This window comes from Pseudomonas sp. FIP_A4, from assembly GCF_036701605.1.
Classification (GTDB): domain Bacteria; phylum Pseudomonadota; class Gammaproteobacteria; order Pseudomonadales; family Pseudomonadaceae; genus Stutzerimonas; species Stutzerimonas phenolilytica.
The window spans coordinates 42,312-62,377 of record NZ_JAYDXP010000127.1; the positions used below are offsets into that span (position 1 = coordinate 42,312).

The 20,066-nt window shown below is 62.6% G+C and carries 19 protein-coding genes and 2 tRNA genes; 9 read left to right on the plus strand and 12 right to left on the minus strand.

All coding sequences use genetic code 11. The features are described from left to right. The first annotated feature begins 147 nt into the window (after window positions 1-147). The 5 genes from U8L64_RS15600 to panD all read left to right on the plus strand — a co-directional run bounded on the left by U8L64_RS15600 (window position 148) and on the right by panD (window position 4,293). The gene (locus tag U8L64_RS15600; protein ID WP_054095263.1) at window positions 148-1,533 is read left to right on the plus strand and encodes a polynucleotide adenylyltransferase PcnB; all 1,386 of its coding nucleotides are present in this window, start codon (window positions 148-150) and stop codon (window positions 1,531-1,533) included. Beyond that, entirely contained in the window at window positions 1,534-2,028 is a 495-nt protein-coding gene (gene folK / locus U8L64_RS15605; RefSeq protein ID WP_156715294.1) for a 2-amino-4-hydroxy-6-hydroxymethyldihydropteridine diphosphokinase, read from the plus strand. It abuts the gene before it with no gap. A gap of 151 nt (window positions 2,029-2,179) precedes the next feature. Further along, window positions 2,180-2,980 carry a 3-methyl-2-oxobutanoate hydroxymethyltransferase gene (gene panB / locus U8L64_RS15610; protein ID WP_156715295.1) on the plus strand — a complete coding sequence of 267 codons (801 nt, stop codon included), beginning with the start codon at window positions 2,180-2,182 and terminating at the stop codon, window positions 2,978-2,980. Then, window positions 2,977-3,834, plus strand: coding sequence for a pantoate--beta-alanine ligase (panC, locus tag U8L64_RS15615; protein WP_054095264.1), 858 nt, complete (start codon window positions 2,977-2,979; stop codon window positions 3,832-3,834). Before panB ends, panC begins: the two co-directional genes overlap by 4 nt. A 78-nt stretch (window positions 3,835-3,912) precedes the next feature. After that, a complete protein-coding gene (gene panD, locus U8L64_RS15620) occupies window positions 3,913-4,293 on the plus strand; it encodes an aspartate 1-decarboxylase (protein ID WP_008568931.1) in 381 nt (126 codons plus the stop codon). A 69-nt stretch (window positions 4,294-4,362) separates the two neighbouring features. Here the strand turns inward: panD and U8L64_RS15625 are convergent, their stop codons facing one another. Continuing rightward, window positions 4,363-4,542: a hypothetical protein gene (locus U8L64_RS15625; protein WP_333398244.1), complete on the minus strand. Its 180-nt coding sequence runs from the start codon at window positions 4,540-4,542 to the stop codon at window positions 4,363-4,365. Between the two features lie 63 nt (window positions 4,543-4,605). Here U8L64_RS15625 and pgi point away from each other — a divergent pair, with 63 nt between their 5' ends. From pgi to U8L64_RS15645, 4 genes are all read left to right on the plus strand, one after another. Then, entirely contained in the window at window positions 4,606-6,273 is a 1,668-nt protein-coding gene (gene pgi / locus U8L64_RS15630) for a glucose-6-phosphate isomerase (protein WP_008568932.1), read from the plus strand. Between the two features lie 169 nt (window positions 6,274-6,442). After that, entirely contained in the window at window positions 6,443-9,376 is a 2,934-nt protein-coding gene (locus tag U8L64_RS15635) for a DUF748 domain-containing protein (protein WP_333398245.1), read from the plus strand. Window positions 9,377-9,384: 8 nt separating this feature from the next. Beyond that, window positions 9,385-9,678 (plus strand): DUF2845 domain-containing protein, encoded by a 294-nt coding sequence (locus tag U8L64_RS15640; protein ID WP_442965296.1) that lies wholly within the window; start codon window positions 9,385-9,387, stop codon window positions 9,676-9,678. A gap of 18 nt (window positions 9,679-9,696) precedes the next feature. Continuing rightward, window positions 9,697-10,005 carry a DUF2845 domain-containing protein gene (locus U8L64_RS15645; RefSeq protein ID WP_043298149.1) on the plus strand — a complete coding sequence of 103 codons (309 nt, stop codon included), beginning with the start codon at window positions 9,697-9,699 and terminating at the stop codon, window positions 10,003-10,005. 49 nt (window positions 10,006-10,054) lie between these two features. Here U8L64_RS15645 and U8L64_RS15650 read toward each other — a convergent pair whose 3' ends face one another. The 11 genes from U8L64_RS15650 to secG form a co-directional block, all read right to left on the minus strand. Next, window positions 10,055-10,429: a BON domain-containing protein gene (locus U8L64_RS15650; protein ID WP_008568936.1), complete on the minus strand. Its 375-nt coding sequence runs from the start codon at window positions 10,427-10,429 to the stop codon at window positions 10,055-10,057. 271 nt (window positions 10,430-10,700) lie between these two features. Continuing rightward, a complete protein-coding gene (gene pnp / locus U8L64_RS15655) occupies window positions 10,701-12,809 on the minus strand; it encodes a polyribonucleotide nucleotidyltransferase (protein ID WP_138300378.1) in 2,109 nt (702 codons plus the stop codon). Window positions 12,810-12,971: 162 nt separating this feature from the next. Beyond that, window positions 12,972-13,241, minus strand: coding sequence for a 30S ribosomal protein S15 (gene rpsO, locus U8L64_RS15660; RefSeq protein WP_011914369.1), 270 nt, complete (start codon window positions 13,239-13,241; stop codon window positions 12,972-12,974). Window positions 13,242-13,355: 114 nt separating this feature from the next. Beyond that, window positions 13,356-14,273 carry a tRNA pseudouridine(55) synthase TruB gene (truB, locus tag U8L64_RS15665; protein ID WP_333398247.1) on the minus strand — a complete coding sequence of 306 codons (918 nt, stop codon included), beginning with the start codon at window positions 14,271-14,273 and terminating at the stop codon, window positions 13,356-13,358. 2 nt (window positions 14,274-14,275) lie between these two features. Further along, window positions 14,276-14,665 (minus strand): 30S ribosome-binding factor RbfA, encoded by a 390-nt coding sequence (gene rbfA, locus U8L64_RS15670; RefSeq protein WP_043298152.1) that lies wholly within the window; start codon window positions 14,663-14,665, stop codon window positions 14,276-14,278. A 116-nt stretch (window positions 14,666-14,781) separates the two neighbouring features. Then, on the minus strand, window positions 14,782-17,280 hold the full coding sequence (gene infB / locus U8L64_RS15675; RefSeq protein WP_333398248.1) for a translation initiation factor IF-2: 2,499 nt from the start codon (window positions 17,278-17,280) through the stop codon (window positions 14,782-14,784). A 28-nt stretch (window positions 17,281-17,308) separates the two neighbouring features. Further along, entirely contained in the window at window positions 17,309-18,790 is a 1,482-nt protein-coding gene (nusA, locus tag U8L64_RS15680) for a transcription termination factor NusA (RefSeq protein WP_333398249.1), read from the minus strand. Window positions 18,791-18,837: 47 nt separating this feature from the next. Further along, window positions 18,838-19,296: a ribosome maturation factor RimP gene (gene rimP, locus U8L64_RS15685; protein WP_054095271.1), complete on the minus strand. Its 459-nt coding sequence runs from the start codon at window positions 19,294-19,296 to the stop codon at window positions 18,838-18,840. A 127-nt stretch (window positions 19,297-19,423) separates the two neighbouring features. Beyond that, window positions 19,424-19,500 (minus strand) — tRNA-Met (locus U8L64_RS15690). A 92-nt stretch (window positions 19,501-19,592) separates the two neighbouring features. Beyond that, window positions 19,593-19,678, minus strand: a tRNA-Leu gene (locus U8L64_RS15695). Window positions 19,679-19,687: 9 nt separating this feature from the next. Further along, window positions 19,688-20,062 carry a preprotein translocase subunit SecG gene (gene secG, locus U8L64_RS15700; protein ID WP_077681978.1) on the minus strand — a complete coding sequence of 125 codons (375 nt, stop codon included), beginning with the start codon at window positions 20,060-20,062 and terminating at the stop codon, window positions 19,688-19,690. Between the last annotated feature and the right edge of the window lie 4 nt (window positions 20,063-20,066).

Here is a 20,066-nt window from a genome sequence, read left to right on the forward strand (position 1 = left end):
GCTTCGGCTCCCCTCAGTGCTTTAAGTCCACCGCGTTTTGACACCCCTCTCGCCTTCGTTCAACATCCAGCCTCCCGATGCTAGAATCCGCGCAATTTTCGCGGCTTTCCAAGGCCATCGCCCCCATTCGCCACACAGTGCTTACCCATGCTGAAAAAGCTGTTCCAGTCTTTTCGCTTTCCCCTGCGCCGAATTCCGCCAGCTCGCCGCACCCCCGAAATACTGTCCAGCAGGCAGCACTCTTTGCAGCGCAACGCCATCAGCCGCAATGCGGTGAACGTGGTCCAGCGCCTGCAGCAAGCAGGCTACGAAGCCTATGTAGTAGGTGGCTGCGTACGCGACCTGTTACTGGACCTCGACCCCAAGGACTACGACGTCGCCACCAGCGCCACCCCCGAACAGGTACGGGCCGAATTCCGCAACGCGCGGGTTATCGGGCGCCGCTTCAAGCTGGTACACGTGCATTTCGGCCGCGAGATCATCGAAGTCGCCACGTTCCGCGCCAATCACCCCGAAGAAGACGATGACGAGGACGCCAGTCACCTGGCCGCGCGCAACGAAAGCGGACGCATTCTGCGCGACAACGTCTACGGCACGCTCGACGACGACGCCCAGCGGCGCGACTTCACCATCAATGCGCTGTACTACGACCCGACCAGCGAGCGCATTCTCGATCACACCCACGGTGTGCACGACATCCGCAATCGCCTGATCCGCTTGATCGGCGACCCCGAACAGCGCTACCAGGAAGATCCGGTGCGCATGCTGCGAGCGGTGCGTTTCGCCGCCAAGCTCGACTTCGAGATCGAACGACACAGTGCCGAGCCTATCGCCGAGCTGGCCGACTTGCTCGACGGCATCCCCTCGGCGCGCCTGTTCGACGAAACGCTCAAGCTGTTTCTCGGCGGCAAGGCCGAGCGCACCTTCGAACTGCTGCTCGAATACGACCTGTTCGCCCCACTGTTCCCGGCCAGCGCCGCGGCGCTGGAGCGCAACCCCGAGTATGCCGGCACGCTGATCCGCAACGCCCTGGCCAACACCGACCTGCGCATCCAGCAAGGTAAACCCGTCACGCCGGCGTTCCTGTTCGCCGCCCTGCTCTGGCCCGCGCTGCCGGCACGCGTGCTCGAACTGCAGGACCGCGGCATGCCGCCGATCCCCGCGATGCAGGAAGCCGCACACGACATCATCTGGGAACAGTGCCAGCGCACCGCAATTCCCAAGCGCTTCACCATTCCCATGCGCGAGATCTGGGACATGCAAGAGCGCCTGCCGCGTCGGCAAGGGCGCCGCGCCGACCAGCTGCTGGAAAACCCACGCTTTCGCGCCGGCTATGATTTCCTGCTGCTGCGCGAGAGCGCCGGCGAGAAGACCGGCGGCCTGGGCGACTGGTGGACCGACTATCAGGAAGCCAGCGACAGCGACCGGCGCAGCATGATCCGCAACCTGAGCGGCAAGGACGACGCGGCCCCGCGCAAACGTCGCCGCAGTGGCGGGCGCCGCCGTCGCGGTGCCGACGCCCCGGCCGAATAGATGGAACGGGTCTACATTGGTCTGGGCAGCAACCTGGCCGATCCGCTGCAGCAACTGCGCGGCGCCCTGCAGGCACTCGCCGACCTGCCGTGCACGCAAGTGGTCGGCGTGTCCTCGTTCTATGCCAGCGACCCCCTAGGGCCATCCGATCAGCCGCGCTACGTTAACGCCGTCGCGGCGCTGGCCACCACCCTCGCTCCGCTCGAACTGCTCGACGCGCTGCAGGCGATCGAACTCGCCCAGGGTCGCGAGCGCAAGGCCGAACGCTGGGGGCCGCGCACGCTGGACCTGGATATCCTGCTGTTTGGCGACCGGGTGATCGACGAGCCGCGCCTCCAGGTGCCGCACTATCATCTGCAGGAGCGCGCTTTCGTGCTCTACCCGCTGGCCGAACTGGCGCCCGCCCGCCTGCACCTGGCCGATGGCCGCAACCTCGACGATCTGCTGGCCGCCTGTCCGTACCGCGGTCTGGAGCGTCTCGACGAAACGGTGTAACCGGACGGGTAACGCTGTAACAGCGGGGTAACACTCGCGATTGACTTAGCCACTCGCCGACCGGACTATAAGCGCCCTCTGCCGCGCGCGACGCTTCGTCGCAACGCATCGGCAACCGTGATCCCTCCGAGGCTCGAAGAGGACGGCATTCATGCCAGAGGTAACCCTGACCACGCTGCAAGGGCTCAAGCAGAAGGGCGAGAAGATCGTCATGCTCACCTGCTACGACGCCACCTTCGCCAAGACGGCCTGCGATGCCGGTGTCGAGATGCTGCTCATCGGCGATTCGCTTGGCATGGTCCTGCAGGGACACGACAGCACCCTGCCAGTCACCGTCGCCGACATGGCCTACCATACGGCCAGCGTCAAGCGCGGCAACCGTGGCGCGATGATCGTCGCCGATCTGCCGTTCATGGCCAATGCCACCACCGAGCAGACCCTGAACAACTCGGCGCTGCTGATGCAGGCCGGCGCGCACATGATCAAGCTCGAAGGCAGCGCCTGGCTGGCCGAGTCGATCCGCCTGCTGGCCGAGCGCGGCATCCCGGTTTGCGCGCACATGGGACTGACGCCTCAGGCGGTCAACCTTTTCGGCGGCTACAAGGTGCAGGGCCGCGAAGAAGCCCAGGCGCAGCAGATGCTGGCCGACGCACGCGCCCTGCAAGCCGCTGGCGCCGCCATGCTCCTGCTCGAATGCGTGCCCAGCGAACTGGCCACGCGCATCACCCAGGCGGTCGACATTCCGGTGATCGGAATCGGTGCCGGTAGCGAAACCGACGGCCAGGTGCTGGTCCTGCATGACATGCTGGGCCTGTCGCTGAGCGGCCGCGTACCGAAGTTCGTGAAGAACTTCATGCGCGAGCAGGGCGACATCCCGGCCGCCATCGCCGCCTACGTGCGCGCGGTCAAGACCGTCGAATTCCCCGCAGCCGAACACGGTTTCTCCGCATGAACGTCGTCAAGACCATCGCCGACCTGCGTGCCGCGGTAGCCCGCGCCCGCAGCGAGGGCAAGCGCATCGGCTTCGTGCCGACCATGGGCAACCTGCACGCCGGGCATATCGCCCTAGTGAAGAAGGCCGGCCAACGCGCCGACTTCGTGGTGGCGAGCATTTTCGTCAATCCGCTGCAGTTCGGTCCCAACGAAGATCTAGACAGCTACCCGCGCACGCTGGCGGCCGACCAGACGAAGCTGTTCGATGCCGGCTGCCACCTGCTGTTCGCCCCGGGCGTGGAAGAGATGTACCCCCACGGCCAGGCGCAGCAGACACTCGTGCGCGTGCCCGGTGTTTCCGAAGGACTCTGTGGCGCCAGCCGCCCGGGGCACTTCGACGGCGTCTCGACGGTCGTGACCAAGCTGTTCAACATGGTCCTGCCGGATCTGGCGGTATTCGGCCAGAAGGATTTCCAGCAGCTGGCAGTGATCCGCACGATGGTGCGCGATCTGAACATGCCGGTGCAGATCATTTCCGAGCCGATCGTGCGCGCCGAGGACGGCCTGGCGCTGTCTTCGCGCAACGGTTACCTCAGCAGCGAGGAGCGTGCGATCGCTCCGGTGCTGTATCGCACGCTGTGCGAGATGAAGACGGCCCTGCTCGGCGGACAGCGCGATTACGCCGCACTGATCGCCCAGGGCCAGGCGCAACTGCAAGCCGCCGGGCTGCGGGTGGATTACCTTGAAATCCGCCACGCGCCCGACCTGCAGCCAGCCGATGCGGGCGCACGCGAGCTGGTCATTCTGGTCGCCGCGTTCCTCGGCAAGACCCGCCTGCTGGACAACCTGCTGGTCGACGTCGCCCCCCACTAACCGTCCCGCCCTGTGGCCTTGATCGCACTCAGGGCTTCGGGCACACTCTGCGCCGCTTGCGCACCGGAGGACCCTGCCATGCACGCCATCATGCTCAAGGCAAAACTGCACCGCGCCGTGGTGACTCACTCAGTGCTCGACTACGAGGGCTCCTGCGCCATCGACGGCGACTGGCTCGACCTCGCCGGAATCCGCGAGTACGAACAGATCCAGATATACAACGTCGATAACGGCGAGCGCTTCACCACCTATGCTATCCGTGGCGAGGAAGGTTCGAAGATCATCTCCGTCAACGGTGCCGCGGCACACAAGGCCGGCGTCGGCCATCGCCTGATCATCTGCACCTACGCGCACTACAGCGAAGCCGAACTGGCGAACTTCAAGCCCCACGTGCTGTACATGGGGGCCGATGGCGACCTCAGCCATACCAGCAACGCCATTCCGGTTCAGGTTGCCTGAAGCCAGCCGTACCGTAGCCAATCCGCAGCCCGAAGCGTCCCCCGCTTCGGGCTTTTTTCTTGCCGCAACCTACGGGACGTCGAGCAGGTGGAACACATCGGTCGTTTCGTTGGTCAGAGCAGTCTCGGTGGAACCGGAGTGACCGCCGCCGGCACGGTCCATACCGCTGCCAACCGTGACAGCCGCATTCAGGATGAATGCCGGTGTGCCGATCAAACGGCTGTTGAAGCCACGTAGGCCCCGGCGCATGATCCGTGCGCGCGGAATCGCGATGTCTTCATGGCCCGTCCAAGCAAAGGAAGCCGCCTTACCATGAGCTATTACCAGCACCCGCTCGATGTCACCCGCCTGCCATCCTGGAACGTTCTGGAAGAACACCGCCTGGCCATGCAGCACTTCAACATGCGCGAGGCCTTCGCCGCCGATCCGGCGCGTTTCGAGGAGCTCTCGGTTTCCTGCTGCGGGCTGTTCCTCGATTACTCGAAGAACCTCATCACTCCGCAGACCCGTGCGCTGCTGGTCAACCTCGCGCGCGAGGCGGGCGTCGAGCAGGCCGCCCATGCGATGTTTAACGGTGAGCCGGTGAACGCCTCGGAGAACCGTCCGGCGCTGCATACGGCGCTGCGCCGGCCTATGGGCGACGACCTGATCGTCAACGGCACCAACCTGATGCGCGAGGTGCATGCCGCACTGGCACAAATGACCGACATCGTCGGCCGTATCCACAACAACCTGTGGCGTGGCTACAACGACAAGCCGATCACCGACGTGGTCAACATCGGCATCGGTGGCTCCTTCCTCGGTCCGCAACTGGTGTCCGAAGCGCTGCTGCCGTTCACCCAGCAATCGGGCGTGCGCTGTCATTATCTGGCGAACATCGACGGCAGCGAGTTTCGCGAGGTAACCGCCAACCTCAACGCTGAAACCACGCTGTTCATCGTCTCCAGCAAGTCGTTCGGCACCCTGGAAACCCTGAAGAACGCTCAGGCCGCACGCACCTGGTATCTGGCCCGTGGCGGCACCGAGGAGAAGCTCTATCGCCACTTTATCGCAGTGACCAGCAACAAGCAGGCGGCGATCGATTTCGGCATCCGCGAGAAGAATATCTTCCCGATGTGGGATTGGGTCGGCGGCCGCTACTCGCTGTGGTCGGCGATCGGCCTGCCCATCGCCCTGGCGATCGGCATGCACAACTTCAAGGATCTGCTCTCCGGCGCCTACAGCATGGACCAGCATTTCCTCCACGAACCGTTCGAGACCAACATGCCAGTGCTGCTGGCCATGCTTGGCATCTGGTATCACAATTTCTGGGGCGCACAGAGCTACGCCTTCCTGCCCTACGACCATTACCTGCGCAACTTCGTCAAACACCTGCAGCAGATGGACATGGAGTCCAACGGCAAGAGCGTACGCCAGGACGGCACGCCGGTTTCCTGCAGCACCGGCCCGGTGATCTGGGGCGGCGTCGGCTGCAACGGCCAGCACGCCTACCATCAGCTGCTGCACCAGGGCACGCCGCTGATCCCGGCAGATTTCATCGTGCCGGTAGTTAGCCATAACCCAGTCGCCGACCACCAGGAATGGCTGTACGCCAACTGCTTGTCACAGAGCCAGGCGCTGATGCTCGGCAAGACCCGCGCCGAAGCCGAAGCCGAACTGCGCGCCAAGGGCCTGCCGGAGCGCGAAGTGCAGCGTCTGGCGCCGCACAAGGTGATCCCCGGTAATCGCCCAAGCAACACCCTGGTGCTGGAGAGCATCAGCCCTGGCCGTCTCGGCGCGCTGATCGCGCTCTACGAGCACAAGGTGTTCGTGCAGGGTGTCATCTGGGGCATCAACTCCTTTGATCAGTGGGGCGTGGAGCTGGGCAAGGAGCTGGGCAAGGGCGTCTACGGACGTCTGACCGGCTACGACAGCCCGCCGGCCGAGGACGCCTCGACCCAGGGCCTGATCGACTTCTTCCGCGGCCGTCATCGCGGCTGAGTGTCCATCGCCCGGTGCACCTGCGCCGGGCGATATGATTCCCCCGTCGAAGGTAACGCCGGCATTACGGCCTTGACGCGAGCGCATCGATAGCTGCGCTGGATCGCAAGAGGAACCCGGCGGGCATGCCATACTCCAAGGCATCCAACCGCACGGAATATCCTCGGACATGCCCAACGGAATGAAGCGCGCGCTCACGGTCGTGGTGAGCGCCCTGGTCTGTTACTGCCTGCTCGGCTTCCTCATCCTGCCTGGTGTCGCCCAGCGCATCGCCAACCAGCAGTTGGCGCGCTATGCCACGGCGCCGGCATCGCTGGAACGCATCGAGCTGAATCCCTTTACGCTCGAACTGACCGCCTTCAACCTGAGCATCGGCGAGCCCGGAGCGCGCCAGGTTGCGTTCGAGCGGCTATATCTCAATCTCTCCTGGGACAGCCTGTGGACACGTACCTTGCACCTGGCCGACATCCAGCTCGACAGGCCTGCGGTGCAGGCCGAATTCGATCCGCAAGGCACGCTCAACCTCTCCCGTCTGTTTGAGTTACCGCCCAGTCCCGAGCCCGCTGCCGAGGGCCCGCGCGAGGTCTTTCCCCTGCGCATCGACCGCCTGCGGCTGGCCGATGGCGACGTCGGCTTCCGCGACCTGCGACCGAGCGAAGCCATCGACCTGCGCTATGACGCGCTGAACATCGAACTGCACAACCTGGCGACCCGCTCCGATGGCAGCGCCGACGCCAGCCTGGTGGCTAACGGCCCGAGCGGCGGACGCATCGCCTGGCAGGGGCAGTTCGGTCTGGCGCCGATTACCTCCAGTGGCGAGCTGAAGGCCGACGGCCTGCTGCTCAAGGACATCTGGCCCTACGTGCACGATATCGTCCCGCTACAGCTGCAGGACGGTCGTCTTGACGTGAGCACCGCCTATCGTCTGGATCTGAGCGAAGGCACCCGGCTCCTGCTCGTCAACGCGAAAATCAAGCTTGCGCCGCTGGCCATCGATGATCCCGACGGCAAGGCGCTGATCCGTCTGGAAAGCCTGGAAATCGACGACACCGCACTGGACCTGACCGAACAGCGCATCACCATCGGCAACCTGCGCAGCAGCAAGCTGGAAACCTGGGCGGCACGCAACGCCGACGGCACGCTCGACTGGCAGGCGCTGTTTGCCCGGCCGACGCCATCGCGCGCCGCCACACCGGAGCCGCTGCCGGAAGCCGCTGCCGAAACGCCCGCTGCCGACAGCACCAACGATCCCACTTCCCGCCGCCCATGGCAGGTCTTGGTGCGCAACGCCGAACTGCGCGATTACCGCATCCACCTCGCCGACCGCGTACCCGAGCAGGATGTCGCGCTGGACGTAGGGCCGCTCGACCTGACCCTGCGCGATTTCGACAGCCTCGGCACCTCGCCCTTCCAGCTCGCCTTGCAGAGCGGCATCGGCCGCCAGGGCTCGCTGCAGGCCGAAGGCCAGCTGCAGCTCAGCCCGGCCAGCGGCACGCTCGCCATCAGCACCCGCGATATCGACCTGCGCATCGCCCAGGCCTACCTCAGCCCCTTCGTGCACCTGGAACTGCGCAGCGGTCTGCTCGACAGCCAGCTGAAGGCCGAACTGCAAAGTACCGAGCCGCTGGCATTCTCGGTCACCGGCCAAGCCGACATCACCCAGTTGCACACGCTCGACACCATCGGCAACCGCGATCTGGCGAAATGGGAACGCCTGCATCTTGAAGAGATCGACTACCGCCATCCGCAGAGTCTGAGCATCGCCAAGGTGCAGCTGCAGCAACCCTATGCGCGCTTCATCATCAATCCGGATCTGACCACCAACATCAACGACCTGCTGATCAAGCAACCCGAACCTGCCACCGCTAGCCCGAAGGCCGCGCAACCGGAGCCGGCCAGCGCGCTGCTGGCGCTGCACATCGGCGGAATCGAGATCGCCGACGGTTCCGCAAATTTTGCCGACCTCAGCCTGCGCCCGCCCTTCGGCACAGCGATCCAGGGTCTGAACGGCCGGATCGGCACCCTCGACAACCGCCAGCAAAAACCCGCTGCAGTCGATATCAAGGGCAAGGTCGATCGCTACGCGCCGGTCAGCATCAAGGGCCAGCTCACCCCCTTCGATCCGCTGCAGAGTCTGGATATCGCCACCAGCTTCAAGCAGGTGGAACTGACCACGCTGACGCCCTACTCCAGCAAGTTCGCCGGCTATCGCATCCGCAAAGGCCGGCTGAACCTGGACCTGCATTACCGCATCCAGCAGGGTCAGTTGAATGCTGAGAACAAGGTGGTGGTCGAGCAGCTGCAGCTGGGCGAAAAGGTCGACAGCCCGGACGCAGTCGACCTGCCGATTCGCCTGGCCGTGGCGCTGCTGAAGGACACCAAAGGCACGATCTCGATCGAGCTGCCGGTCACCGGCAACCTCAACGACCCACAGTTCAGCGTCATGCCGATCGTCTGGCAGACCCTGCGCAATCTGGTGCTGCGCGCCGCACAGGCACCGTTCAAGTTCATCGCCGGTCTGGTGGACGGCGATCAAGTCGATCTCAGCCAGATCGCCTTCGCGGCCGGCAGCAGCGAACTGGATGACGAAGCACGCAAGGCACTCGATACCCTGGTCGATGCGCTGCAACAGCGTCCGGGGCTGCGTCTGGAAGTCGAAGGCATGGCGGCGGGTTCCAGCGATGGGCCGCTGCTGGCCGAACAGCGTTTGCAGCGCGAGTATCAGCAGACCCAGTACCGCATTCTCCAGCGCCGCGGCGACAAGGTGCCGGCCGATCCCAGCCTGCTGCAGGTGGAAGAAGAGGACAAGGCCGTGCTGCTCGAAGGCATCTACCGCAGCCGGCTGAAGCAGCAACCGCCAGCACAGTGGAAGGAACTGGAGGACGACGAGCGTGCCGCGCGACTCCGCGAAGCCGTCATCGCCTCCTGGGCACAGAGCAGCGCCCTGCTACGCACCCTGAGTCGCGATCGCGCAGCGGCAATCAAGGGCTATCTGGTGGATCACGGGCTGGACGCCGAGCGGGTGTTCCTACTCGACACCGGCACCACCGAACCGCTGGCCGACGGCCGCGTCGCCACCGCTCTACACCTGGGCAGCGAATGAAAATGAACATGTTTGGAAAATCCTTCCTGTACGGCTTGCTGCTACTCACCTGCTCCGGCGCGGGTGCCGATACGCTACGCTGCGGCAGCCAGCTGGTCAGTACGGGCGACCGGGCCTTCGAAGTCGAGCACAAGTGCGGCCCGCCGGCCCAGCGCGACCTTGTCGGCTATGGCCTGAGCCCCAATGGTCGGCAGGAATTCGTGCTGGAGGAATGGACCTACGGGCCGAACAACGGCACGTTCAGTACCCTCACGTTCGAGGGCAACCGCCTGGTGCGCATCGAGTCGCAGCGCACGCGGTGAAAAAAATTAGGAGTTCGCATGTCCCGCTGTTCCCTGTTTGCTCTGTTCGTCGTGCTGCTGGCCAGCGAGCCGGCAAGCGCCTCGTCCACCTTTCGCTGCAACAGCCGGCTGGTCAGCCTGGAGGCCAGCACGGCGCAGGTTCGCGAGCGCTGTGGCGAACCCAGCAGTAAGGCGATGGTCGGCTACAAGGAAGTCGTCGACGAATACGGCTACCTGCAGGAAGTAGTCGTCGAGGAATGGGTCTATGGCCCCAGTCACGGCATGTACCACTACCTGCGCTTCGAGGGCAATCGCCTGCGCAGCATCGACAGCCAACGCGGCAACTGAATAAAAAACCCCACACGAGGTGGGGTTCCGTCGAGCTTGGCGCCAAATCTTATTCGGCGACCTTCAGACCGTCGGCGGACACGTCGGTCACGCCCTTGATCTGCCGAGCCTTGGCAACTGCGGCTTCCTTCTCTGCCTCGGTCGCAACGGTACCGGACAGCGACACTACGCCGTTCTTGGTTTCGACTTCGATATCCATGCCCGGTGTGGCGTCTTCGGCCAGCAGCGTCGACTTCACCTTGGTGGTGATCCAGGTATCGGAGGCGGCGTCCTTGGCCTCTTCCACATTTTCATTGGCGGCGAGCATGACGGCTTCGGTTTTCTCGATAGCAGGCGTGCTGTCGGCCATTGCCACACCCGCCAGCGGCAGACTGAAGGCGGCAACAACGGCGGCGGCAGTGAGGGAGGTCTGAATCTTTTTCATGATGTCACTCCTGTTTCTCGTGGTTTCCCGGGCATTGCTCCAGCCCGGAGTCAGGAATAACAGCGCAAGCGGCGTGCCAACCGAAGTTACATGGAAATATCGTTTAAATTCAATAGGTTATGAAAATACGAAATCCCGCCAAGACGTGCACTATGCACGCTTGCCCTGTGCCACGCATGCATCTTGCAATCAGCTGCGCAACGAACCCGGGGTGATCCCAGATAACAGAAAAGGCCCCGAAGGGCCTTTTCTGTTCGACTGAATGTCAGGCTCAGACGCCCGATGCCTCTGCCGCTGCGACGTCCTTGATCGAGAGCTTGATGCGACCGCGGTTGTCCACGTCCAGCACCAGCACCTTCACTTCCTGGCCTTCCTTGAGCACGTCGGTGACTTTCTCGATGCGCTGATCGCTGATTTGCGAAATGTGCACCAGGCCGTCCTTGCCCGGCAGGATGTTGACGAAGGCACCGAAGTCGACGATGCGCTCGACCTTGCCGACGTAGATCTTGCCAATCTCGGCTTCGGCTGTAATGCCCAGTACGCGCTGCTTGGCCGCCTCGGCCGCTTCCTTGGTCTCGCCGAAGATCTTGATCGAGCCGTCGTCTTCGATATCGATCGACGCCTTGGTCTCTTCGCAAATGGCACGAATGGTAGCGCCACCCTTGCCGATCACATCGCGGATCTTGTCCTGATCAATCTTCATCGCCAGCATGGTCGGGGCATTGCTCGACAGCTCGCTACGCGACTGGGCAATGACCTGGTTCATCTGGCCGAGGATGTTCAGGCGCGCCTCCAGGGCCTGGCCCAGGGCGATTTCCATGATCTCTTCGGTGATGCCTTGGATCTTGATGTCCATCTGCAGCGCGGTGACGCCCTTGGCGGTACCGGCCACCTTGAAGTCCATGTCGCCCAGGTGGTCTTCGTCACCGAGGATGTCGGTCAGCACGGCGAACTTTTCGCCTTCCTTGACCAGACCCATCGCGATACCCGCGACCGGCGCCTTCATCGGCACACCGGCATCCATCAGCGCGAGCGAAGCACCGCAGACCGAGGCCATCGAGGACGAGCCGTTGGACTCGGTGATTTCCGAGACCACACGGATGGTGTAGGGGAACTCGTCGTCACGCGGCAGCATGGCGGAGACGCCACGACGGGCCAGACGCCCGTGGCCGATCTCACGACGACCGGCGCCGCCCATACGGCCACACTCACCGACCGAGAACGGCGGGAAGTTGTAGTGCAGCATGAAGGCGTCCTTCTTTTCGCCTTCCAGAGTATCGAGCAGTTGGGCGTCACGCGCGGTGCCGAGGGTCGCGACTACCAGAGCCTGGGTCTCGCCGCGGGTGAACAGCGCCGAGCCGTGGGTCTTGGGCAGCACGCCGACTTCGATCTTCAGCGGGCGCACAGTGCGGGTGTCGCGACCGTCGATGCGCGGCTTGCCGTTGACGATGTTCTCGCGAACGGTACGGTATTCCAGCAGACCGAAGGCCTCCTTGACTTCACCGACGCTAGGCTGGCCTTCGCCTTCACCGGCGAAACGGGCAACGACCTGATCGCGCAGCTCGTCCAGACGGCTGTAGCGTTGCTGCTTGATGGTGATGGTGTACGCCTGCGAGATCGCTTCGCCGAACTCGGCCTTGATCGCCGACAACAGGGCAGTATTTTCTACCGGAGCGCTCCACTCCCACGCCGGCTTGCCAGCCTCGGCAGCGAATTCCTTGACGGCCTGGATCACAGCCTGGAACTCCTGGTGGGCGAACAGTACCGCGCCGAGCATCTGGTCTTCGGTCAGCTCTTGCGCCTCGGACTCGACCATCAGCACGGCCTCTTCGGTACCGGCCACGACCATGTCCAGGCTGGAGGCTTTTAGCTGTTCGTAGGTCGGATTCAGCAGATAGCCGGTGCTTTCGTGGAAAGCCACGCGCGCGGCGCCAATCGGACCATCAAACGGGATACCCGAAATGGCCAGCGCTGCCGAGGTACCGATCATCGAGGCGATGTCCGGATCGGTCTTTTTGCTGGTGGAAACGACGGTGCAGACGACCTGCACTTCGTTCATGAAGCCTTCCGGGAACAGCGGACGGATCGGACGGTCGATCAGGCGCGAGGTCAGGGTTTCCTTCTCGGAAGGACGACCCTCACGCTTGAAGAAGCCGCCCGGGATCTTGCCCGCAGCGTAGGTCTTCTCCTGATAGTGCACCGACAGCGGGAAAAAGCCCTTGCTCGGGTCAGCGCTCTTGGCACCGACAACGGTGACCAGCACGCTGACGTCGTCATCGACGGTTACCAGCACGGCACCGGAGGCCTGGCGAGCGATACGGCCCGTCTCGAGGGTTACGGTCGATTGACCGAACTGGAATTGCTTGATTACCGGATTCACGGTTCTTCCTTCTCTTTGTTGCCTTGGGGAAATCGGCGGGAAACTCGGGAGTCGGACCCGGGGTTTCCTGCAGAAAAGCCTGTCGCTTAAAGCCAAAAGCTGGAAGCAAGAACGATGTCCTGCTTCCAGCTTCCGATTTCCAGCGTACAGCTCGGGCGCGTCTTAGCGACGCAGACCCAGACGGCCGATGAGGGCGCTGTAACGAGTGGTGTCCTTACCCTTCAGGTAGTCCAGCAGCTTGCGGCGCTGGTTGACCATACGGATCAGACCACGACGGGAGTGGTGATCCTTGCCGTTGGCCTTGAAGTGGTCCTGCAGCTTGTTGATGTTGGCGGTCAGCAGGGCAACCTGCACTTCCGGAGAACCGGTATCGCCTTCAGCTTGCTTGTACTCGTTAACGATCTGGGCTTTCTCTTCAACGCTCAGTGCCATGATGGGCTCCTTGAGTGAACAGGCCGGGAACGGGTCCCGTGTTTAATAGAGAGGAATGACCGCGCCTGTTGACAGCCACCCTCTGACGCAACGCGCGAACGCGATGCGTACCGGTCATTCCGACCGAATCAGTCGACGCGGCGCGATGCGCCCGTCTTCGCTCACCTCACCGATACCGATGAAGCGTCCGGCGTGATCCTGTACGCGGACCATGCCGTATTTCGGCGCCTCCGGCGCCCGCACTGGCTGCCCGTGCAGCCAGTAATAAGCGCTATGTTCGGACAATTGCAGCAGCGGCCAATGTTCCAGTCCGCTGTCCACCGGTTGCAGGAACCGGTCCAGCGCCTCGGCACCGCCTTCTGCACGCGCTTGCTCCAGAGCCTCGAGTGTCACGGTCTGCGCAAGACTGAACGGCCCGGCCTGAGTCCGGCGCAGCTCGGCGACATGCGCTCCGCAGCCCAGCAGCTGGCCAAGATCTTCGACCAGCGTGCGGATATAGGTACCCTTGCTACACGCCACGGCCAAGCGCGCCTTGTCGCCCTCGAGTGCGAGCAGCTCCAGGCGCGCAATATTAACAGAACGCGGCTCGCGCTCCACCACCTCGCCGGCGCGCGCCAGCTTGTACAACGGCTGGCCGTCACGCTTGAGAGCCGAATACATCGGCGGCACCTGCTGGATGTCGCCGCGAAAGCGCGGCAGCAGCGCTTCGAACTGTTCACGCAAAACCGCCACCGGCTTGCGCTCGAGCACTTCGCCTTCAGCATCCGCCGTCGTGGTAGTGACGCCCAGCTGCATGACCGTCTCATAGGCCTTGTCGGCATCGAGCAGATACTGCGAGAACTTGGTCGCCTCGCCGAAGCACAGCGGCAGTACCCCGGTCGCCAGCGGATCGAGACTTCCGGTATGTCCGGCCTTCTCCGCATTGAGCAGCCAGCGAACCTTCTGCAGCGCCGCATTGGAAGTGAATCCGCGAGGCTTATCGAGCAGGATGATGCCGTTCACATCGCGTCGAACACGCTTGACCTGGACCACGCTTACTCTCCGCTTCCGTCGCTGTGCTTGCGATCTTCGGCGACCGCGCGCTCGATCAGCGAACTCAACTCGACGCCACGACGGATGCTGGCGTCATAGTTGAAATGCAGCTGCGGCACGCTGCGCAGCTTCATGCTCTTGCCCAACTGCATGCGCAGGAAGCCGGCAGCCTCGTTGAGAATGCGCAGGTTATCCCTGACCGCCTCCTCGTTGTCGTCCTGCCCCATGATGGTGATGAAGATCTTCGCGTGGGACAGATCCCGGCTGACGTCAACGCCGGTGATGGTGACCAGGCCCAGCCGCGGATCCTTGATCTCGCGCTGGATCAACTGGGCCAGCTCGCGCTGCATCTGATCGCCGATACGCTGGGTACGGCTGAATTCTTTGGCCATAAAAACTGCCTCTGGCTGCACGCTGCAGGCTTGAAAAATTCGTGATACCGCAAAGCCAAACGGCAAGCGTCAAGTGATCACACTCGACGCTTGCCGCTGGAAGTTTGCAACTCGGATTACAGTGAACGGGCCACTTGGACCTTCTCGAACACTTCGATCTTGTCGCCGACCTTGACGTCGTTATAGCTCTTCACACCGATACCGCATTCCATGCCGGCACGGACTTCCGAGACGTCGTCCTTGAAGCGGCGCAAGGACTCCAGCTCGCCTTCGAAGATCACCACGTCGTCGCGCAGAACGCGGATCGGGCGATTGCGGTGCACCATGCCCTCGGTAACCATGCAACCGGCAACCGCGCCGAACTTCGGCGAACGGAACACATCGCGCACCTCGGCGATACCCAGGATATTCTCGCGCACATCGCTGCCGAGCATACCGGTGAGCGCCTTCTTGACGTCCTCGATGATGTCGTAGATGACGTTGTAATAGCGCATATCCAGGCCTTCGGCCTCGACGATCTTGCGCGCGCCAGCGTCGGCACGCACGTTGAAGCCGAAGATCACCGCATTGGACGCCAGTGCCAGGTTGGCATCGGATTCGGTGATACCACCGACACCGCCACCGACTACGCGCACCTGCACCTCGTCGTTGCCCAGACCGTTGAGCGAGCCCTGGAGCGCTTCGAGCGAGCCGCGTACGTCGGCCTTGAGCACGATGTTGAGCGTCTTCTTCTCGTCCTGCCCCATCGTCTCGAAGATGTTCTCCAGCTTGCCCGCGTGGGCACGTGCCAGTTTCACTTCGCGGAACTTGCCCTGACGGAACAAGGCAACTTCGCGCGCCTTCTTCTCGTCGGCGACCACGGTGAGGTCGTCACCGGCTTCGGGCGTACCATCCAGACCGAGGATTTCCACCGGAATGGACGGACCGGCTTCCTTCACCGGTTTGCCGTTCTCGTCGAGCATGGCGCGCACGCGGCCGAAGTTCACGCCACACAGGACCATGTCGCCTTGGCGCAGCGTGCCGTCCTGAACCAGTACGGTAGCCACCGGGCCGCGGCCCTTGTCCAGGCGCGATTCGACGACCACGCCGCGACCGGGCGCCGACGGCGTAGCCTTGAGTTCGAGAATCTCGGCCTGCAGCAGAACGGCTTCCAGCAACTCGTCGACGCCGGTACCCATCTTCGCGGAAACCGGAATAAACGGCGTGTCGCCACCCCACTCCTCGGGGATCACATCGAGCGCGGCCAAGCCGTTCTTGATGTTGTCCGGATTGGCTTCCGGCTTGTCGATCTTGTTCACTGCAACCACGATCGGCACACCCGCCGCCTTCGCGTGCTGCACGGCCTCCTGGGTCTGCGGCATGACGCCGTCGTCCGCTGCCACCACCAAGATGACGATGTCGGTCGCCTTCGCCCCGCGGGCGCGCATGGCGGTGAACGCCGCGTGACCAGGGGTATCGAGGAACGTAACCATGCCACGCTCGGTTTCGACGTGGTAAGCACCGATGTGCTGAGTAATGCCACCCGCTTCTCCGACCGCAACCTTGGCTCGGCGGATGTAATCGAGCAGGGAGGTCTTGCCGTGGTCGACGTGGCCCATCACGGTTACCACGGGCGCCCGGGTCATCTCCTCGCCTTCGAACTTCAGCAGTTCGGCCAGCTGTTCCTCCAGCGCATTGTCGCTGACCAGCTTGACCTTGTGGCCGAGCTCCTCGGCCACAAGCTGCGCGGTTTCCTGGTCGAGCACCTGGTTGATGGTGACCGGCGAGCCCATTTTGAACATGAACTTGATGACTTCGGCAGCCTTGACCGACATCTGCTGGGCCAGCTCGGCCACGGTGATGGTTTCGCCGATTGAAACTTCGCGTACGACCGGTCCGGTCGGACTTTGGAAGCCATGCGCATTGCGTTTCTTGAGCTTGGACTTGCCGCGACCGCCACGACGGAAGCCGTCGGCGTCGTCCTCGCCACTGCGCACGGTGCGTGTCAGCGGCGCCTTGGTTTTGAGCGACGGGCGATGCTGTGCATGCTTGCGATCACGACGATCGTCGTCGTCGCTGCGCGGCTTCTCGGCACGGCGCGCTTCTTCTTTCTTGCGCTCATCGCTCGGAGCGACCGCGACTGCAACTTCGACAGCTGCCGGCTCGACGGCAACTTCAGCGGCACTGGGCGGAACTGCGGCAACCGTGCTCTGCTCTTGCTGCGCCTGGCGACGGGCTTCTTCCTCGGCACGCACGCGCGCCTCTTCCTCTGCCTTCAAGCGAGCCGCTTCTTCCGCAACGCGCTGCTCTTCCAGTTCGCGCTGCTTCTCGGCCTCGATCTCATCCGGGCTGCGCTTGACGAAGGTTTTCTTCTTGCGCACCTCGACGCTGATGGTCTTGCTGCCGCCAACTTTTAGTTTGGTGGTGGTCTTGCGCTGCAAGGTGATCTTGCGCGGCTCGTCCATCTTGGCGCCGTGACTGCTTTTCAAATGAGCCAGCAGGGCCTGCTTTTCGTTATCGGTCACTACTTGCTCGGCGCTGGTGTGCGGCAGTCCTGCCTCACGCATCTGCTGCAGCAGTCGCTCGACCGGTGTGTCGACCACTTGGGCCAGTTCTTTCACCGTGACTTGCGTCATGCATCTCTCTCCTCAGGCCGCTAATTACTTACTCGAACCAATGGGCTCGGGCGGCCATGATCAGCTTGCCGGCACGCTCTTCATCGATGCCGTCTATGTCGAGCAAGTCGTCGATCGACTGCTCGGCCAGGTCTTCGCGGGTAATCACACCCCGCACAGCCAACTCGACCGCCAATTCTTTGTCCATGCCATCCAGCGCGAGGAGGTCCTCGGCCGGTTGCGCGTCCGCCAGTTTCTCTTCTGTGGCGATAGCCTTGGTCAGCAGGCGATCCTTGGCACGTGTACGCAGTTCGTTGACGATGTCCTCATCGAACCCTTCGATGCCGAGCATCTCCTCCATCGGGACGTAGGCGACTTCCTCCAGAGAGGTGAAGCCTTCTTCGACCAGCACCTGGGCCAGCTCCTCATCGACATCCAGCTCATCGATGAAACTGCGCAGGATGTCGCCGGTCTCTTCCTGTTGCTTGGCCTGGATATCGGCCTCGGTCATCACGTTCAACGTCCAGCCCGTCAATTGGCTGGCTAGACGGACGTTCTGCCCACCGCGACCGATCGCCTGCGCCAAGTTGTCCTCGGCGACAGCGATATCCATCGCGTGCGCATCCTCATCGACGATGATCGCCGCCACTTCCGCCGGCGCCATCGCGTTGATCACGAACTGGGCCGGATTGTCGTCCCACAGAACGATATCCACGCGCTCACCGCCAATTTCGCCGGAAACCGCCTGCACGCGTGAGCCGCGCATGCCGATGCAAGCGCCTTGCGGATCAATGCGCTTGTCCTTGGAACGGACCGCAATCTTGGCGCGCGATCCCGGATCTCGCGACGCACCCATCACTTCGATGAGACCCTCGGCGATTTCCGGCACTTCGATGCGGAATAGCTCGATCAGCATCTGCGGGGCAGTACGCGACAGGATCAGCTGCGGACCGCGGTTTTCCGTACGAATCTCCTTCAGCAGCGCACGCACGCGGGCACCGACGCGGAAGGTCTCGCGAGCGATGATGTCCTCGCGCGCCAGCAGAGCCTCGGCATTGTTGCCCAGATCGACAATCACGCTGTCGCGGGTAACCTTCTTTACCGTTCCGGAAATAATCTCGCCGAGACGATCACGATAGGCTTCGACCACCTGCGCGCGCTCAGCCTCACGTACCTTCTGCACGATGACCTGCTTGGCGGTCTGCGCGGCGATACGGCCGAACTCGATGGACTCGATCTTTTCCTCGAAAAAATCGCCGAGCTTTGCATCCGCCTTGCGCTCCTGCGCCTGATCGAGCGCCAGCTGATAAGCCGGATCCTCAAAATGCTCATCATCGACCACCGTCCAGCGGCGGAAGGTTTCATAGCTGCCGTTTTGGCGGTTGATCTCCACGCGCAGGTCGACTTCGTCCTCGTAGCGCTTTTTGGTTGCAGTGGCCAGAGCCAGCTCCAACGCTTCAAAAATGACACCAGCCGGTACGCCCTTTTCGTTGGACACCGACTCCACAACCAGCAGTACTTCTTTGCTCATCGTACGCCTCGCCTTTCGCAATCCATTGGGGTCCGCGGGATCCGCATTTAGTCAAAACGGGGGACTATGTTGGCCTTGTCGATCAGATCGACAGGCAATAGATACTCATGATCATCAACGAGTATCACCACATCCTGCTCCTCCACCCCGCGGAGAAGCCCTTGGAAATTGCGTCGCCCCTCGAAGGGGGAACGCAGTTTGATTTTTACCTGCTCGCCCACATGGGCGGCGTATTGTTCCAACTTGAACAATGGCCGATCCATACCGGGAGAGGACACCTCAAGGGTGTAATCGACACTGATGGGGTCTTCGACATCGAGCACGCCACTGAGCTGACGGCTGACCTTCTCACAATCGTCGATCAGAATACCGTTGGCGTGATCGATGTAGACTCGCAGCAGCGAATGCCTTCCCTGAGAGAGGAACTCGATACCCCAACATTGATACCCGAGCGCCTCTACCACCGGGGCCAACAAGGCCTGCAACTGTTCTAGCTTGCTCGACATCGAAGTCCCTCGCGCATGCTGTACAAACGAAAAATGGGCGAAACGCCCATCCCTGTGATCGCCTGAAATGCCGACGACCTAGCCTGAAGCCAATAAAAAGCCCCTATACAGGGGCTCTTCACTTCACTGGTTGCGGGGGCTGGATTTGAACCAACGACCTTCGGGTTATGAGCCCGACGAGCTACCAGACTGCTCCACCCCGCGACAAACTGGGCACGAATTGTACGATCATCTTGACAATCGGTCAACCGAAACCCTAATAACAAGAAAGCCCGCACTAGGCGGGCCTACTTGTATGGTACCGAGGAGGGGACTCGAACCCCTACAGCCTATGGCCACTACCACCTCAAGGTAGCGTGTCTACCAATTCCACCACCTCGGCAAAAACCCTTTACTGCTTCTCTTGCACAGGAGGAACGTTACCTGCCGGGTCACGCTCTTCCAGAACCGGAACATCATTTACTGCAGGCTTGCTTGCCGGAACCTCAAGCACCGCTGGATCGGGCAGGCCCGCCTGCGAAATATTGTCAGCCTGCTCCTTGGCAAAAAACGCCAAACCCAGACTTGTCACAAAAAAAACGCCGGCAAGTATAGCAGTAAACCGACTCAGAAAGGTAGTACTACCTTGGCTTCCGAATACGGTAGCCGAAGCACCCGAACCGAATGAGGCCCCCGCATCCGCGCCCTTGCCCTGCTGCAGCAACACCAATACAACCACACCCAGGGCGACCAGCAGATGCACCACGATCACAACAGTCTGCAACATCTGA